This is a genomic window from Bradyrhizobium sp. 23, from assembly GCF_023073295.1.
GTDB lineage: Bacteria > Pseudomonadota > Alphaproteobacteria > Rhizobiales > Xanthobacteraceae > Bradyrhizobium > Bradyrhizobium canariense_D.
This window is the reverse complement of the sequence record NZ_JADPJF010000087.1, coordinates 1-1,124: the sequence shown is the minus strand read 5'-3', so window position 1 is coordinate 1,124 and position 1,124 is coordinate 1. Positions and strand designations below refer to the sequence as shown.

The following is a 1,124-nucleotide window of genomic DNA, read 5'->3' as shown; positions in this document are numbered from 1 at the left end:
CTAGTACCCGGAATCAGAGCTGAGTGATACGGCGGCCTTTGAAGGGGCGTTGACGAACCTTTTTCTTGGTCCAGACGAAGGGCTCCGCTTTGTCGTTGTACGCGTTGACGTAGGCATCGATGTGTTCCTGAAGCTGCTTGAGACTTGTGAAGGAGGTGCCGCTAAGTGACTGCCCCTGCAAGATCGAGAACCAGACCTCGACCTGATTGAGCCAGGACGCGCTTGTCGGGGTGAAATGAAATTGCACATTGGGGTGCGCCTTGAGCCAATGCTCGTTCTTCTTGTGGGTGTTGAGGTTGTCGAGGATGACGTGAAGCTTGCGGTTCGGAAAAGCCGCGGTGACGCCGTTCATGAAGTCGAGAAACTCGACGCGGCGCCGGCGTTTTGAATGCGTCGCGATGATCTTTCCGGTGGCGACTTCGAGCGCCGCAAACAGCGTTGTCGTGCCATGCCGCTTGTAGTCGTGGCTCTGGCCGGTCAAGGCGCGGCCATTGGGCAACTTCAGATAACCCTGCGCTCGCTCCAAGGCCTGGATCGAGGGCTTCTCGTCCACGCATAGCACAATGGCCTTCGCGGGCGGGGCGACGTAGAGGCCAACAACATCGGCGGCTTTGGCCGTAAAGTTCGGATCGTTGCTCTCGCACCAGGACTTGCGAGCCGCAAGGTCAATCTTGTGGCTACGCAGGAACCGCCAGACATATTGGACGTCAACATCGCCCAGCGCCTCGGCCAGCAGCGGGCCGGTCCAGCGCGCAAACCCCTGCGGCGGCGGCTTATCCAGCAGCTTCAGAATCCGCTTGTCGGTAGCCTTCGTATAAATCGGCTGCTTGCCGGGCCGCGGCTTGTCGTGCAGTCCTTCAAGGCCATGATCGGCATAGCGGTGCCGCCAAAGGCTGACAATCCGCGGCTGGACTCCGACTTCTTTGGCGATCGAGCGGGTGCTGCGCCCGTCCGCCGCCAACAGAACTATCCGCGCCCGCTTCAAATCGCGCTGCAGCGTCACCGGCGAGCGACAGCACGCCTCAAGAACCTTGCGGTCTCTCCGCGAAAGGTGGACTTCTCTTGCTTCGGGGATCATCCATATCTTGAATCACGACTCACGTTCCAAGAAAAGTGGGTACTAG

General features: G+C 59.5%; 1 protein-coding gene. It reads right to left on the bottom strand.

Annotated features, from left to right (window positions below):
• Positions 1-13: 13 nt before the first annotated feature.
• Positions 14-1,078 carry an IS630 family transposase gene (locus IVB32_RS20885; RefSeq protein ID WP_247411366.1) on the bottom strand — a complete coding sequence of 355 codons (1,065 nt, stop codon included), beginning with the start codon at positions 1,076-1,078 and terminating at the stop codon, positions 14-16.
• Between the last annotated feature and the right edge of the window lie 46 nt (positions 1,079-1,124).